Genomic DNA, 14,204 nt, shown 5'->3' on the forward strand with positions numbered 1-14,204 from the left:
CAATTGCCTCGTGCTCTTGCGCCATGCGATGATAGACTTAGATGCAAGTGAACGACCCGCAGAGGACCAGGCATGACCGATCACCGCAATTCCAATACGACCATCGACCCCGCAAAGCTCGACCGGCTGGCCGAGGTGGCGGTGAAGGTGGGCTTGGGCTTGCGGCCGGGCCAGGATCTGCTGCTGACCGCGCCGTCGGTCGCGCTGCCGTTGGTGCGGCGGATCGCGGTCCACGCCTACAAGGCCGGTGCCGGTCTCGTCACGCCGATCCTGTCGGACGAAGAGGTGACGTTGTCGCGTTACCGTTACGGTCACGACAACAGTTTTGATCGCGCGGCAAGCTGGCTCTACGAGGGCATGGCCAAGGCGTTCTCCGACAACACCGCGCGCCTTGCGATCGTCGGCGATAACCCGATGCTGCTGTCGAGCGAGGATCCGTCAAAGGTCGCCCGCGCCAGCAAGGCCAATTCCATGGCCTATCAGCCGGCATTGGAGAAGATCGTCAACTTCGACACCAACTGGAACATCATCGCCTATCCGAGCGCGTCCTGGGCGCAGCAGGTCTTCCCCGACGATGCCGAGGACGTGGCGATCGGCAAGCTGGCGGACGCAATTTTTGCGGCGTCCCGCGTCGACCGTGAGGATGCGATCAGCAATTGGGCCAAGCATAACGCGGTGCTGCGTCAAAGCACCGACTGGCTCAACGGCAAGCGTTTCCGCGCGCTGCATTACACCGGGCCCGGCACCGATCTCACCATCGGTCTCGCCGACGGCCATGAATGGGAGGGCGGCGCGTCGACCTCCAAGAACGGCATCAGCTGCAACGCCAACATCCCGACCGAAGAAGTCTTCACCACGCCGCACTGCCGGCGCGTCTATGGCCATGTGGTCAGCTCCAAGCCGCTGTCCTACCAGGGCACGCTGATCGATGACATCGCGGTGCGTTTCGAGGACGGCCGCATCGTTGAGGCCCGCGCCTCGCGCGGCGAGGAAGTCTTGAACAAGGTGCTCGACACCGACGAGGGCGCGCGGCGGCTCGGCGAGGTGGCGCTGGTTCCGCATTCCTCGCCGATCTCGCAGAGCGGCCTGTTGTTCTTCAACACGCTGTTCGACGAGAACGCAGCCTCCCACATCGCGCTCGGCCAGTGCTATTCAAAATGCTTCGTCAACGGCGCCAAGCTGACGCCGCAACAGATCGCGGCGCAGGGCGGCAACCAGAGCCTGATCCATATCGACTGGATGATCGGCTCGGCCGAAACCGACATCGACGGCATCCACGCCGACGGCAGCAAGGAGCCGGTGTTCCGCAAGGGCGAGTGGGCGCGCTAGGCCCCAAGGATAATTCCAAGGGAACCCGTATCGACAGGAGCGCGAGGCCTCGCCCGAGGCCTCGCGCTTTTTGTCGCATGCTGGGAGAGCGCGGCGTCATCTGCGGGAATTTGCAAGGGAATTTCGCGTTAAGCCCGTCGCTCCTGCAACTTGCGGCTGATTCCGCGACGCCGCGTAAGGAAGAATTAAAAATCGGCAACTAGCGTCTTCGGCATCGTTTTGGACCCGGCTCGCGCCGGCATTCACACTTTATCAATCCTGTTGAGGTGCTCCGATGTCGCTTATTGAAACCGGCCATTGCAACGTCGAGCTCAAGCCGGCGCCGATCGAGCCAAGCTGGATCATCGAAGGCAACCCGCAAGCCAGCTCGCATGCGCTCTCGACCAGCGCGGATGGCACCGCCACCTCGCTGATCTGGCACTGCACCGAGGGCAAGTTCAACTGGTACTATGATTTCGACGAGACGATCATGATCCTGGAAGGATCGATCGTGCTCGAAAGCGATGGGCTTCCGCCGAAGCGCTACGGCGTCGGCGATGTCATCTTCTTCCGCGACGGCGCGCATGCCAAATGGCATGTCGAGGGCCATGTCAAGAAGATCGCCTTCTGCCGCAAGACCAGCCCGATCTGGCTCGGCTTCGTGATCCGCGCCGTCAACAAGCTGAAGAAGATGTTCTTCGCCCCCGGCGAGCGTGGCTCCACGAGCCTCGTCGGCGCCAGCTAACTTTCGACCGAGCGCTTCCCAGCGTGAGAAGGGTCGGGACCTCGGTCCCGGCCCTTCTTTCATGTCAGGCCTGTGGCAGCTCGAGCCGATAAAACTCGGTCGCGGTCTGCGAGAACAGTGCCGTCTTCTCGGCTTCGCTCATGGGCGCAGCGATGCGCTTGAAGGCGTTGAAGATCACCTGATAGCTGCACTGGCCCTTGTCCGGCGGGAAATTGCTTTCGAACATCGCGCGCTTCACGCCAAAGGCCTCGATGCAGGTCTCGATATAGGGCCGCCAAGCCGCAGCCGCTTCCTCTGACGATGGCGGCTTCGGGCGCAGATGGAAGTCGTAGCCGAGCAGGCACATCGCGAGACCGCCGAGCTTGACCACGACGTTCTCGCATTTGGCGATCTCGCGGATCGACGCGCGCCAGACCAAGAATTCCTCCTCGCGCCTACCTGCGAAGCGGCCGACGCCGGCCGGCCCGCCGCAATGGTCGAGCACGATGTTCGTGTCGGGAAAGGCACGCGCGAGATCGGTGAGCTCGCCGATCTGCGGATGAAACAGCCAGGCGTCAAAACTCAGGTTCAGCGGCGCCAGGCAGGCAAAGCCTTTGCGGAAAGTCTCGTCGAGCAGCAGTCCCTTCGGCCGGTTGGCATACATGCCGGCAACAGTCGGATCCTCGTCCCAGGCGGAGGAATGGCGGATGCCGCGGAAGCGGCCGTTGCCGGCGGGAATCTCGGCTTCCAGCACCCCCTTGGCCTGCTCGCCGAGCAACAGGTTGGCGTGGCTGACGATGCCGGCGCAGATCGCGGCCTTGCCGTAGCCACCGCTCGCGCTCATCGCGGCGACGCCATTGGCGAACTCGACCTCGCCGACGGGGCGGAATGCCTCCGGCCCGTGCGCGCGATACATCGAGCGGCAGTCGACATAGACCGTGCCGATGATGTTGTGGCCGGAGTTGATGTCGGACACCATCTCCTCGATCAGATAGCGCTGGCCGCCACGATCCCAGAGATGGTGATGCGGGTCGACGATTCTGCGCGCGGGATCGATGACCTCTTCCTGATGCAGCGCGAGCCAGTCCTCGCGCGGATCGGCAAAAAGTCCGCTTTTGTTGGCGGGCATGCTGCTCGCAGCCATCGGCGTCGCTCCCCTTTGTTCTCTTTGCCGGCGAGGCTAACACCACGCGGGCGGGAGCGGCAGCGCGCGTCGCGCAACCGCGCCCTCCGGCAGGAGCAGGGCAGCAGCAGCTCAGGCCGCCCGCCGCGACGCCTTCACGTCTACTATCAGCCGCCAGTCCGGCGCGTTGGCGCCCTTGGCCTCGCCCAGCCAATGGAAGGAATTTTCCGTGATTTTTGTGAAGCTCCAGCGCGAGAGATCGCCAGCCTCAGTCGTGCCCTCCTGGACGATGTCCTCGCCTTTTGCGCGGCCGATCTGCTGGCGGAACACGCTGCGGCCCGGGTCCATCCAAGTGATGCGCCAGGCGTCGATGGTTGGATCGTAGACGCGCAGCGTCGTGCCGTACCAATTGCCGGCAATGGGGAAGGCCGCGGCGCCGGCCGGGCGTGGGATCATCCAGACATCCTGGACCGCGCGCCCTTCCAGCACCCAGCCGAAATGGATTTCGCCGGTGGCGCGGTGCGTGGTCCCGTCGGGCGCGTGGGCCGTGATCTCGGCGTCCCAATCGCCGACGAAGCGGCCGTAGAGTTGCAATGCGCGCGCATGCTCCGCGTTCGGCCCGTCCGCATGCAGGAATTTTGCAAAGTCGCTCATGTCGATCTCCTGTTGCAGGGAAATCAGCACGGCTGAGCCGCGATCGGCTTGGAGAAAATTGCGCCGTCGTCGGCCCCGTCAGACGCCGTCGAGGATGATCACCGTCGGCGTGCTCGGTAAAGAATCCCGTGAAATCCGGAAACTGCGCTCGTACCGCCGGTCGATCTCGAACTCCTGGCCGATCCTGCGCATGAACTCGTCGAGCGGCGTGGCGAAGCGGTGCATCGGCAGCACCACGGAGGAGCGCAGCCGTTTTGTGATGTCAGACATGCCGCCGAGCGACATGGTGTAGGTGCCGTCGATCGGCACCATCACGATGTCGAGCCGCCCGATCTGGGCGAAATGGGAATCGTCGAGCTTGTGGTGGAGGTGGCCGAGATGGCCGATGCAGAGCCCTGCGACTTCGAAGATGAAGATGGAATTGCCGTCGCGGATCATGTCGACGCCGAAATCGTCGCCAAAATAGCGGCGGATGTCGGTCGTGACGTTGCGGATGAAGGCATCTCCGATCCGGGTCGAAACGATCGCCGGCTTGCCGTCCTCGCCCCAGCCATGCAGCACGTTCGGGATGCGCTTGTCGGGATATAGAGTGTAATGCGTGCTGTGGGCTTTGTTCATGGTCGCGACGTCGGGAAGCCGGCCGACCTGATAGGCCCCGCTATAATCGGTCGCGATCCGCAGGCCACCCGGCGTGTCGATGAAATAGGTGGAATGCCCGGCATAGGTGATCTCGACCTCGGCGGCAGCCGCGGCCTGCCGGAACGCGACCGGCGTGACGCGCGGCGGCGCATTCGCCATCGCCAGGCATTCGCTGCGCTGGACTGGCTGCGCGAGGGCAGATGTCAGGGTCGCGCCAAGCAGCGCCAGGGCCGCAGATAGCAGTCGCCACATAGGTCCGTCCCCAGGGAGGGTTTTGCGGAGTGTAACGTGCAATCCGGCTGGCGGCCAACAGGCCGCGATCAACAGCGCGTCAGTGTCGCACCCATCGCGGTTTAGTCCCGCTTGGGGCTGAACTTCCAGGTGGCGGCGACGAGGCTCGCGGTGATCAGGCCGCTGATGAGGCCGGCGATGGGGATCGCCAGCAGCAGCGCGGCGCTCGCCGCCCAGCCGATGGAGGAGAAGGCTTCCGCAAAGGTTGCGAGCCGCGAGGAGGTCTGGCGGCGGCGAAACTGGCTGCGCTTGGCCTGCACCCTGAACCAGAGCTGGATCGCGGTGGCGCAGGCCGCACTGACGATGATCGCGCCTGCCGTGATCGCGGCTTGGCTGACCGAGGCAAAGGCGAGGGCGGCGATCAGGGGCGCGAAGATGACTGTTATGGCGATCAGCACCACCTCGATCTTGGCGCGGATCATGCGCGACGGCGCGAGCGGTGCGGTCGCCACCAGATCGGCGGCATCCTCGCCTGATATGGTCAGCCAGGCCAGGCCGCCCGCGAGCTGTCCCGCCGCCATGACGATCACGGGTGTGATCAGCACCAGCGCGGCAGAACTCTCGGCAAAGCTGCGCCACAACAGCAGCGCCGGCGGCACCAGATAGAGGAGCTGCATCAGCGTCTGCGAGATCAGCCAGGGATCGCGCCACAGCAACATGAACTCCTTGCGGCGCAGCGCCTGCTGCCGCGAGCCGGTGCGGAACCGCCGCTCGCGCACGGACTTGCGGCCGGACGTGCCATAGGCGGCTGCGTCGATCGCGGTGTCGGCAAAGCGGCCCGAGAAGACCGCCATCACGCTGCCGAGCAGCACGAGGCCGAGCGCAAGCAGAAGCAGGAGCGGCTCGCTCTCGCCCATCGTGGCCCGCGCCGGCCACCAGACAATGCTGCCAGTGTCGGGTGCGTGGGCGGCCGCCGCTTCCGAGGTCAGCACCGCGAAGCGCGACAGCGTGCCGTAGGACATGATCGCCGCGATCTGCAGCGCGATGACGAAGCCGGCGCCGATGATCGCGGCGACGATCTGTGCAATGAAGCGCGTCCGCGCCGGCCCGATCAGCCGGAACAGGAGGATGGTGATGGCGATCGCGATCGCCGCGGCCGAGAGGCCCATGGCGACGACCACGCCGAACGCCGCGAGCCATCGCGGCCCGCCGCCGATCACGAGCACGTCGATGAACGGCGTCGACAGCAAGAGCGCCATCGTCGTGATCGCAAGTGCGATCGCGGCGATCCGCACCGAGAACAGGTTGGTGAGCTTTGCCGGCGAGGACATGATGAGATCGAGGTCGGCGCGGGCGTAGAACACGCGCGTCACCGATTCGATCGCCTGCGACAGCATCAGGGCCCAGGCGAGCAGGATTGTGGTCGAGATCACGATCAGCGAGGGCTTGTCGATCGGCATCTGCAGGTCGGCGAAGCGACCGATCACGGCCCAGGCCGGCAGATGCAGGATCGCGGCGAAGATGATGAGGCCGATCACCGCGGCGTGCTTCCGCTTGCGCCGCCCGCCCGTCATCATCGCGAGCCATTCGCGCCAGGCGAGCCGGAGCTCGTGGCGCGCGAACCAGGAGAGGGCCGTGGCCGTGCTCATGCGGCCTCGAGCGTGACCAGCGCGATGAAGAGATCTTCCAGGCTGGTGTCGGTATGGCCGTTCTGCTGGCGCAGCTCGGCGAGCGTACCTTCCGCAACCAGGCGGCCCGATGCGATCACGCCGATCCGGTCGGCCATCCGCTCGGCGACCTCCAGGATATGCGTGGTCATGATGACCGTGCATCCGGCACGGACGCGCTCGGCCAGCAGCCCTTTCAGATGACGCGCCGAGACGGCATCGAGGCCGGTCAGCGGCTCGTCGAGGATGATGAGACGGGGATCGTGGACCAGCGCGCCGGCCAGCGCGACTTTCTGGCGCATACCCTTGGAAAATCCCTCGCAGCGCTCGTGCTTGTGCGGTTCGAGCCCGAGCGACGTCAGGAGTTCCTGCGCGGCAGGTTCGGAGGTTGCGGGATCGATGCCCCAAAGGCCGGCGACAAATTCGAGATATTCGAGCGGCGTCAGCTTGTCGTAGATCATGGGCTCGTCGGACACCCACGCCATCACCTGTTTGGCAGCGACGGGATCGGCGAGGGCATCGACGCCGAAGATCGAAACTGCCCCGGCATCCGGCCGCAACAGCCCCGCGACCATGCGCAGAGTCGTGGTCTTGCCCGCGCCGTTCGGGCCGACCAGGGCATAGAATTCACCGGCATGAATGGTGAGATCGAGGGAATCGACCGCCAAACGGTCAAAACGCTTCGTTAACCCTCGCACGTCGAGTGCCGATTTTTCCGGCTTCATGACAAGGACACCGCCCGGTTTTGCATTGCTCGCGACCATGACCCGAAGATGTTTCGGCACCGTGAATCGCATTGCTGCAAATTCCGTCATCCGGCACGGCATGCTCGACTTTAGCGTTTGTTGACAGCGCTTGGCGGTTCAGGCTGAATTGCGTCAGGGCAAATGACGCACGACAGCGGCACGAACTGCTGCGTAGCGACTGGACACAAGATGCGGCAAGGCGGTCAAAAGAGCCGCTGTTTGCATCGGGGAGGGTGAACGGCCATGCTGGACTTCGTTCAGCAGCTCGTTAGCGGAATCGCGCTCGGCTGCGTGTACGGCCTGATCGCGCTCGGTTTCGTGCTCGTCTACAAGGCAACCGAAGTCGTCAACTTCGCCCAAGGCGATCTGATGATGCTGGGCGGCTTCTTCGCCTTCACCTTCATTGGCATGATGGGCCTCAACTACTGGCTCGGTTTTGCCGGTGCCGTCGCCGCCATGGCGCTGTTCGGCATGCTGGCCGAGCGGGTCGTGGTGCGGCCGATCCTCGGCTATCCGCAATTCTCCATCATCATGGCGACCATCGGGCTCGGCTACTTCCTGCGCTCGATCGCCGGCATGATCTGGGGCACCGACGACTTGAAGATCGAGACGCCGTTCAGCCAGGGCGTGCTGCGTATCGGCGCGCTGGTGCTCGCCTACGACAAGCTTTCGGTGATCGCGGCCACAATCATCCTGTGCGCGCTACTCTATCTCTTCTTCAACAAGACGACGCTCGGCACCGCGATGCGGGCGAGTTCCGAGAACATGCTGGCGGCCTACTACATGGGCATTCCGGTCAAGCGCGTGGTGTCGATCGTCTGGGCGATCAGCGCAGCGGTCGCGACCTGCGCCGGCGTGCTGCTCGCGCCGATCACCTTCATCCATTCCAATGTCGGCCTCGTGCTCGGCCTGAAGGCTTTTCCGGCCGCGGTGCTCGGCGGCTTCGGCTCGATTCCCGGCGCTGTCGTCGGCGGCGTGCTGATCGGCGTGATCGAGAGCATGGCCGGCTTCTATCTGCCCGAAGGCTGGAAGGACGCCGCACCCTATATCGTGCTCCTCGCCGTGCTGCTGTTGAAGCCCGAAGGTCTGTTCGGCCTTCACGTCCGCAAGAAGGTCTGAACGCCATGCGCTTTTTGTTCAAGACCGACTACGAAGACGACATCAAGCTGTTCCCGCATTCCGGTTACTACGTCTCCTACGGCATCCTGATCGCGCTGCTGCTGGCTGCACCCTACGTGCTCTCCAGCTATCTGATGAGCCAGCTCGTCTTCGTCTGCATCTATGCGACAGTCGGCGTGGCGCTCTTGATCCTGACCGGCTTCACCGGGCAGGCCTCGCTCGGCCACGCCGCCTTCCTCGCGATCGGCGCCTACACCGCGGCTTATTTGCAGAAATACAACGTGCCGTTCCCCGTCTACTTCCTCGCCGCCGGAGCTTTGACCGGTCTCATCGGTGCGATGGTCGGCTTTCCCGCCCTGCGCCTGACCGGCATCTACCTCGTCATCGCCACCATCTCTTTTGCCTTGATCGTCGAGGAGATTTTGGCGCGCTGGGAGAGCGTCACCAACGGCAATGAGGGCATGCGGGTCAAGACGCTGTCGCTGCTCGGCGTCGCGGTGCCGCGCGACAGTCCCGCCTTCTATTTCCTGTGCCTGGCCGTGCTGGTGTTGACCATCGTCGGCACGCTCAATTTGCTGCGCTCGCCCACGGGGCGCGCCTTCGTCGCGATCCGCGATTCCGAGACCGCGGCGCGCAGCATGGGCGTCAACGTCGCGCTCTACAAGGTGAAGTCGTTCGCGATCTCTGCGGCGATCACCGGCTTTGCCGGCGTGCTGTTCGCGCACAAGCTCTCATTCATCTCGCCGGAGATGTTCACGCTGCAGCTCTCGATCGAGTTCATCATCGTGATCCTGATCGGCGGCACCTTCAGCCTGCACGGCGCGGTGCTGGGCGCGATCTTCATCGTGATGATCGATCCGTTCCTGACCTATTTGAAGGACGACATGCCCGGCATCATCGCCGGCGTCGCCGCAACCTTCGGGGCGGGCAACGAGCGGGCCGCGAGCATTCAGTCGAGCGTTGCCGCCTTCGCGTCGCTCAACGGGCTGAAAGGCGCGATCTATGGAATCATCATCATGCTGTTCGTGCTGTTCGAGCCGCTCGGCATCTACGGCCGCTGGCTGAAGATCAAGCTCTTCTTCCAGCTCTTCCCGCTCTACAAGCGTGCCACCTTCAAGCGGCAGAAGATCTACGTGAAATCGGAGCGGAACCGATGAGCTATTTTCGCGCCGAGAACCTGTCGCTGCATTTCGGCGGCCTCAAAGCGGTGGATGCCGTCTCCTTCGCGGTCGAGAAGGGCGAGATCCTTTCGATCATCGGCCCGAACGGCGCCGGCAAGAGCTCGATCTTCAACCTGATCTCGCGGATCTACCGGCCGACTTCCGGCCGGATCTATTTCGAGGACCAGGACATCACGGAACAGCCGCCCTACGACATCGCAAAGCTCGGCATCGCCCGCACCTTCCAGAACATCGAGCTGTTCGAGAATGCGAGCGTGCTTGCCAACCTCCTGGTCGGCCGTCACCGGCATTCGACGACGCAGCTCTGGCAGGAGCTGCTATTCCTGCCGAGCGTGCGGGCGAACGAGAAGGTGCATCGGCGCCGGGTCGAGCAGGTCATCGAATTCCTCGACCTCGAGCCCTATCGCGACAAGCTGATCTCGGGCCTGCCTTACGGCGTGCGCAAGGTGATCGAACTCGCCCGGGCGCTCTGCTCCGAGCCAAAGCTGATCCTCCTGGACGAGCCGTCGTCGGGGCTGAACGTGGAGGAGACCGACGACATGTCGTTCTGGATCCGCGACCTGAAGAACGAACTCGGCATCACCGTCCTGATGGTCGAGCACGACATGTCGCTGGTCACCCGGGTCTCCGATCGCGTGATCGCGCTGAACTACGGCCGCGTCCTGGCAATGGGCTCTCCGTCCGAGGTGCAGCAGCATCCCGACGTCGTCGCCGCCTATCTCGGAGCCTGAAGCGATGGATGCAGCCGTCACATCAGACATCATCCTCAAGCTCAGCAATGTCGAGAGCTACTACGGGCCGATCATGGCGATCCGCGGCATCTCGCTCGAGGTGCCGCGCGGCCGCATCGTCACGCTGCTCGGGGCCAACGGCGCCGGCAAGACCACGGTGCTGAAGACGATCTCGGGCATTCTCGATCCGCAGAAGGGCTCGATCGAGTTCATGGGCAAGTCGATCCAGCGCATGGAGGCCGACAAAATCGTGCGGCTGGGCCTCAGCCATGTGCCGGAGGGGCGGGAGGTGTTCCCGTTCCTCTCGGTGCGCGAGAACCTGATGATGGGCGCCTATCCGCGCAAGGACCGTGACGGCGTCGCCGAGGATCTGGAGCGCGTCTACGGCTATTTCCCGCGATTGCGCGAGCGCATCAATCAGCCTGCCGGCCAGCTCTCGGGCGGCGAGCAGCAGATGCTCGCGATCGGACGCGCGCTGATGAACCGGCCGACGCTATTGCTGCTCGACGAGCCGTCGCTTGGGCTGTCGCCGATCCTGGTGAAGGAGATTTTCACGATCATCCGCCGCGTCAACGAGGAGCAGGGCATGTCGATCCTGCTGGTCGAGCAGAATGCCAAGGTGGCACTGGAAACGGCTCATTACGGCTACGTGCTGGAGATCGGCCGTGTCGTCATGAACGACACCTGCGACCGCTTGATGCATTCCCAGGACATCCAGGAATTTTACCTTGGGGCCAAGGAAGCAGGTGCCCGGGGTGAACGGCGCTGGAAAAAGAAGAAAACGTGGCGTTGAAAAGGACTTGGCGTTAGATATGGCTTCCCCTTTTGCGGAGATAGACCGTCGTCAAGGCGGCAGCGAGAAGGGGGCGACAAGGAGGAAACGAGCATGGCCAGACCGGCGGTGCTGACGGTCGCCGACACGATTGCGAAGAGTTTTCTGCTCGCGGCTGAGACGCGTGGCGACAAGCCCGCGATCCGCGAGAAGAAGTTCGGCATCTGGCAGCCGACGAGCTGGCGGCAATGGCTGGGGATCTCGAAGGAGGTCGCCTATGCGCTGCATGCATCGGGCTTCGCACCCGGCGACGTCGCCTCCATCATCGCCAACGCGGTGCCGGAATGGGTTTATGCCGACATGGGCATCCTGTGCGCCGGCGGCGTCTCGTCAGGCATCTATCCGACCGACTCCTCGGCGCAGGTCGAATATCTCGTCAACGATTCCGCGACGAAGGTCATCTTCGCCGAGGACGAGGAGCAACTCGACAAGGTGCTGGCCTGCCGCGCCCGCTGCCCGACGCTCCGCAAGATCATCGTGTTCGACATGGAGGGGCTGAGCGGGTTCATCGACGACATGGTGATGTCGCTTGACGAATTCCGCGCGCTCGGCCGCAACCACATGGTGGGCCGCGAGCTGCTGTGGCAGGAGATGATCGACAGCCGCGGCCGGGACGACCTCGCGGTTCTCGTCTACACGTCAGGCACCACCGGCCCGCCCAAGGGCGCGATGCATGCCAACCGCAGCGTCGTGCATCAGATGCGGCACGCCAATGATTTCATTCCGGCGCAGGAGCACGAGGAGCGGCTGATCTTCCTGCCGCTCTGCCACGTCGCCGAGCGCGTCGGTGGTTATTACATCTCCGTTGCGCTGGGTTCAGTGATGAACTTTGCCGAGAGCCCGGAGACGGTGCCGGACAATCTGCGCGAGGTGCAGCCAACCACGTTCCTCGCGGTGCCGCGCGTCTGGGAGAAATTCTACTCGGCCGTCACCATCGCGCTGAAGGATGCGACGCCGCTCCAGCAATGGGTCTATCGGCGCGCCATCGGCATCGGCAATCGCGTGACCGATTGCCGGCTCGAGGGCGGTCAGCCCTCGCTTTCGCTCAAGGTCGCCAACCGCCTCGCCTATTGGCTGGTGTTCCGCAACATCCGCCGCATGATTGGGCTCGATCGCTGCCGAACCGCCTTCACGGGCGCCGCACCGATCGCGCCGGATCTGATCCGCTGGTATCTCGCGCTCGGCATCGACATGCATGAGGTCTACGGCCAGACCGAGAATTGCGGCGTGGCGACCTTGATGCCCGCGGACCGCATCAAGCTCGGCTCGGTCGGCAAGGCCGTGCCATGGGGCGAGGTCAGCCTGTCGCCGGAGGGCGAGATCCTGATCAAGGGCGACTTCCTGTTCATGGGCTATCTCAACCAGCCGGAGAAGACCGCGGAGACGATCGACCAGCGCGGCTGGCTGCACACCGGCGACGTCGGCGCGATCGACACCGAAGGTTTTGTCAAGATCACCGACCGGATGAAGGACATCATCATCACCTCCGGCGGCAAGAACATCACGCCGTCGGAGATCGAGAACCAGCTCAAATTCTCGCCCTATATCTCGGACGCCGTCGTGGTCGGCGACAAGCGGCCGTATCTGACCTGCCTCGTCATGATCGACCAGGAGAACGTCGAAAAATTCGCACAGGACCACGACATCCCCTTCACCAATTATGCGAGCCTGTGCCGGGCGGTGGAGATCCAGAACCTGATCCAGCGCGAGATCGAGGCGGTCAACGCCAACCTCGCCCGCGTCGAGACCATCAAGAAGTTCTACCTGATCGAACGCCAGCTCACGCCTGAGGACGAGGAGCTGACGCCGACCATGAAGCTGAAGCGCAGCTTCGTGAACAAGCGTTACGCCACCGAGATCGACGCGATGTATCGCGAGCGCGCGGTGGCGTGAGGCGCATGGCCCCGGAAAAGTGGGAACCGGTTTTCCGATAAGGGCCATGCAAGAAAGAGGCTGAGAACAGCGAAGGAGCGATGGCCACGCCCTCCGCGCAACACGGGCCAGGGAGAGGAGACGTCAATGTCGAAATCGTTCAGGGCGGTCGGCCTTGCGGTGGGCGCTGTGGTGCTCGCGCATCTGCCGGCCGCAGCGCAGACCAAAGTCACCAATGAGGGCATCTCGGGAAGCGAGATCGTCATCGGCACCCATCAGGATCTATCGGGTCCGATCAAGGGCTGGGGCGTGCCGGTCTCCAACGGCATGAAGATGGCGGTCGAGGAGGTCAACGCCGCCGGCGGCGTCAATGGCCGCAAGATTCGACTGGTGGTCGAGGACAGCGGCTACGATCCAAAAAAGGCCGTGCTGGCTTCGCAAAAGCTGATCGAGCGTGACAAGATCTTCGCGATGGTCGGACCGATGGGATCGCCGACCGTGCTCGCCGCGCAGGATATTTTGCTCGACGCCGGCGTGCTCCAGCTCTTTCCGCTGACGGCGGCCGAGTTCACCTACAAGCTCGATCCGGCCAAGCCGCAGGAGCGGCTGAAGTTCAGCAACCTCCTTCCTTACGTCGAGAGCACGCGCGCGGCGCTGAAATACATGATGGAGCTGAAGAATTTCAAGAAGCCCTGCATCATGCATCAGGATGACGAGTACGGCAAAAACGTCCTCGACGGCTTCAACCAGCAGCTTACCGCCATGAAGGTGCAGCCGGCCTCGATCACGAGCTACAAGCGCGGCGCCTCCGACTTCAGCGCCCAGGTCGCCAAGATGAAGTCCGACGGCTGCGACCTCGTCGTGCTCGGGGCGATCCTGCGTGAGCCCATCGGCACCATGACCGAGGCCAAGAAGCTCGGCTGGGACGTCACCTTCCTTGGCGCGATCCCTGTCAACGTGATGGAGGTGCCCATGCTCGGCAAGGACGCCGTCGAAGGCCTCTATTCGGCGAGTGCGTTCGAGATCCCCTACGAGGATACGGCCAAGGGCAAGGTCAAGGACTGGCTCGTCAACTACAAGAAGATGTTCGGCACCGACGCCAACAGCCAGGCCATCATTGGCTACAACGCGGTGATGACCTTCGCCTTCTATGCGCAGAAGGCCGGCAAGGACCTGACGGGGCAGAAGATGCTCGAGGCGCTGGAGTCCGGCGACAAGTTCGTCGACATCTTCAACTCGCCGCCGACGACGTTCTCCAAGACCAATCACCTTGCCAACACCATCACCCAGGTGCAGCAGGTCAAGGGTGGCCGCTGGATCCTGGTGAAGGACAATCTGATGTTCTGATTGGCCGGGTCGTTTCACCCTCCCCTGGAG

13 protein-coding genes are annotated in these 14,204 nt (G+C 63.7%); 8 read left to right on the forward strand and 5 right to left on the reverse strand.

Annotated elements, in window-relative coordinates:
- Window positions 1–72: 72 nt before the first annotated feature.
- Entirely contained in the window at window positions 73–1,329 is a 1,257-nt protein-coding gene (locus tag KUF59_RS04205) for an aminopeptidase (RefSeq protein ID WP_212460542.1), read from the forward strand.
- 274 nt (window positions 1,330–1,603) lie between these two features.
- The gene (locus KUF59_RS04210) at window positions 1,604–2,053 is read left to right on the forward strand and encodes a cupin domain-containing protein (protein WP_212460541.1); all 450 of its coding nucleotides are present in this window, start codon (window positions 1,604–1,606) and stop codon (window positions 2,051–2,053) included.
- Between the two features lie 64 nt (window positions 2,054–2,117).
- Here KUF59_RS04210 and KUF59_RS04215 read toward each other — a convergent pair whose 3' ends face one another.
- The 5 genes from KUF59_RS04215 to KUF59_RS04235 form a co-directional block, all read right to left on the reverse strand.
- Window positions 2,118–3,176, reverse strand: a complete 1,059-nt coding sequence (locus KUF59_RS04215) for an amidohydrolase family protein (protein WP_212460540.1) — start codon at window positions 3,174–3,176, stop codon at window positions 2,118–2,120.
- A 111-nt stretch (window positions 3,177–3,287) separates the two neighbouring features.
- Window positions 3,288–3,809 carry a hypothetical protein gene (locus KUF59_RS04220; RefSeq protein WP_212460539.1) on the reverse strand — a complete coding sequence of 174 codons (522 nt, stop codon included), beginning with the start codon at window positions 3,807–3,809 and terminating at the stop codon, window positions 3,288–3,290.
- Between the two features lie 78 nt (window positions 3,810–3,887).
- On the reverse strand, window positions 3,888–4,700 hold the full coding sequence (locus tag KUF59_RS04225; protein ID WP_212460538.1) for an MBL fold metallo-hydrolase: 813 nt from the start codon (window positions 4,698–4,700) through the stop codon (window positions 3,888–3,890).
- A gap of 101 nt (window positions 4,701–4,801) precedes the next feature.
- Complete coding sequence (locus tag KUF59_RS04230) at window positions 4,802–6,328, reverse strand: permease (RefSeq protein WP_212460537.1); 1,527 nt, start codon at window positions 6,326–6,328, stop codon at window positions 4,802–4,804.
- Window positions 6,325–7,071 (reverse strand): ABC transporter ATP-binding protein, encoded by a 747-nt coding sequence (locus KUF59_RS04235; protein WP_258769938.1) that lies wholly within the window; start codon window positions 7,069–7,071, stop codon window positions 6,325–6,327. The genes KUF59_RS04230 and KUF59_RS04235 overlap by 4 nt, the downstream gene beginning before the upstream one ends.
- Window positions 7,072–7,335: 264 nt before the next feature.
- On the opposite strand from KUF59_RS04235, the gene KUF59_RS04240 reads away from it, so the two are divergent.
- The 6 genes from KUF59_RS04240 to KUF59_RS04265 all read left to right on the forward strand — a co-directional run bounded on the left by KUF59_RS04240 (window position 7,336) and on the right by KUF59_RS04265 (window position 14,174).
- A complete protein-coding gene (locus KUF59_RS04240; RefSeq protein ID WP_212460536.1) occupies window positions 7,336–8,211 on the forward strand; it encodes a branched-chain amino acid ABC transporter permease in 876 nt (291 codons plus the stop codon).
- Window positions 8,212–8,216: 5 nt separating this feature from the next.
- The gene (locus tag KUF59_RS04245) at window positions 8,217–9,368 is read left to right on the forward strand and encodes a branched-chain amino acid ABC transporter permease (protein ID WP_258768377.1); all 1,152 of its coding nucleotides are present in this window, start codon (window positions 8,217–8,219) and stop codon (window positions 9,366–9,368) included.
- Window positions 9,365–10,123, forward strand: a complete 759-nt coding sequence (locus KUF59_RS04250) for an ABC transporter ATP-binding protein (protein WP_212460534.1) — start codon at window positions 9,365–9,367, stop codon at window positions 10,121–10,123. Before KUF59_RS04245 ends, KUF59_RS04250 begins: the two co-directional genes overlap by 4 nt.
- A 4-nt stretch (window positions 10,124–10,127) precedes the next feature.
- Window positions 10,128–10,916, forward strand: coding sequence for an ABC transporter ATP-binding protein (locus KUF59_RS04255; protein ID WP_212460533.1), 789 nt, complete (start codon window positions 10,128–10,130; stop codon window positions 10,914–10,916).
- 93 nt (window positions 10,917–11,009) lie between these two features.
- On the forward strand, window positions 11,010–12,848 hold the full coding sequence (locus KUF59_RS04260) for an AMP-dependent synthetase/ligase (RefSeq protein WP_212460532.1): 1,839 nt from the start codon (window positions 11,010–11,012) through the stop codon (window positions 12,846–12,848).
- 126 nt (window positions 12,849–12,974) lie between these two features.
- The gene (locus KUF59_RS04265; RefSeq protein ID WP_212460531.1) at window positions 12,975–14,174 is read left to right on the forward strand and encodes an ABC transporter substrate-binding protein; all 1,200 of its coding nucleotides are present in this window, start codon (window positions 12,975–12,977) and stop codon (window positions 14,172–14,174) included.
- Window positions 14,175–14,204 lie beyond the last annotated feature (30 nt).

Origin of the sequence: Bradyrhizobium arachidis, from assembly GCF_024758505.1 — a bacterium.
Taxonomy (GTDB): Bacteria; Pseudomonadota; Alphaproteobacteria; order Rhizobiales; family Xanthobacteraceae; genus Bradyrhizobium; species Bradyrhizobium manausense_C.

Bases quoted from the DNA above. Each gene is read 5' to 3' on its own strand.
- KUF59_RS04250 (WP_212460534.1), top strand. From the start codon at position 9,365: ATGAGCTATTTTCGCGCCGAGAACCTGTCGCTGCATTTCGGCGGCCTC.
- KUF59_RS04245 (WP_258768377.1), top strand. From the start codon at position 8,217: ATGCGCTTTTTGTTCAAGACCGACTACGAAGACGACATCAAGCTGTTC.
- KUF59_RS04235 (WP_258769938.1), bottom strand. From the start codon at position 7,071: ATGAAGCCGGAAAAATCGGCACTCGACGTGCGAGGGTTAACGAAGCGT.
- KUF59_RS04210 (WP_212460541.1), top strand. From the start codon at position 1,604: ATGTCGCTTATTGAAACCGGCCATTGCAACGTCGAGCTCAAGCCGGCG.
- KUF59_RS04265 (WP_212460531.1), top strand. From the start codon at position 12,975: ATGTCGAAATCGTTCAGGGCGGTCGGCCTTGCGGTGGGCGCTGTGGTG.
- KUF59_RS04220 (WP_212460539.1), bottom strand. From the start codon at position 3,809: ATGAGCGACTTTGCAAAATTCCTGCATGCGGACGGGCCGAACGCGGAG.
- KUF59_RS04240 (WP_212460536.1), top strand. From the start codon at position 7,336: ATGCTGGACTTCGTTCAGCAGCTCGTTAGCGGAATCGCGCTCGGCTGC.
- KUF59_RS04205 (WP_212460542.1), top strand. From the start codon at position 73: ATGACCGATCACCGCAATTCCAATACGACCATCGACCCCGCAAAGCTC.
- KUF59_RS04225 (WP_212460538.1), bottom strand. From the start codon at position 4,700: ATGTGGCGACTGCTATCTGCGGCCCTGGCGCTGCTTGGCGCGACCCTG.
- KUF59_RS04260 (WP_212460532.1), top strand. From the start codon at position 11,010: ATGGCCAGACCGGCGGTGCTGACGGTCGCCGACACGATTGCGAAGAGT.
- KUF59_RS04215 (WP_212460540.1), bottom strand. From the start codon at position 3,176: ATGGCTGCGAGCAGCATGCCCGCCAACAAAAGCGGACTTTTTGCCGAT.
- KUF59_RS04255 (WP_212460533.1), top strand. From the start codon at position 10,128: ATGGATGCAGCCGTCACATCAGACATCATCCTCAAGCTCAGCAATGTC.
- KUF59_RS04230 (WP_212460537.1), bottom strand. From the start codon at position 6,328: ATGAGCACGGCCACGGCCCTCTCCTGGTTCGCGCGCCACGAGCTCCGG.